We start from the raw sequence: 263 nt of genomic DNA, 5'->3' as shown, positions 1-263 counted from the left end.
AAAGAATAAGGGCAAGTGGCGTTTTACTTCTCCAACCCATACCGTGAGGGCTTTTCATCAGGCTCTGGCAGAGCTGGATGAAGAAGGAGGGATTGCGGCCCGCTATAAGCGCTATTCAAGCAATCAGAGTCTGCTGGTTCAGGGTATGAATGAGTTAGGGTTTCGATGTCTGTTACCTAATGAACTGCACTCGCCTTTCATTACCTCATTTTATTCTCCCGAACACCCTGACTATGATTTCCGCCGCTTTTATGAGCAGCTGA

1 pseudogene is annotated in these 263 nt (G+C 47.5%); it reads left to right on the top strand.

Annotated features, from left to right (window positions below):
* A pseudogene (locus tag CWC18_RS20900) lies at positions 1–263 on the top strand (2-aminoethylphosphonate--pyruvate transaminase); the annotation flags it as partial.

Source organism: Pseudoalteromonas aurantia (assembly GCF_005886875.1).
In the GTDB taxonomy this organism is placed as follows: domain Bacteria; phylum Pseudomonadota; class Gammaproteobacteria; order Enterobacterales; family Alteromonadaceae; genus Pseudoalteromonas; species Pseudoalteromonas aurantia_A.
The sequence above is the reverse complement of the archived record's forward strand: the minus strand, read 5'-3'. Positions and strand labels throughout refer to the sequence as shown.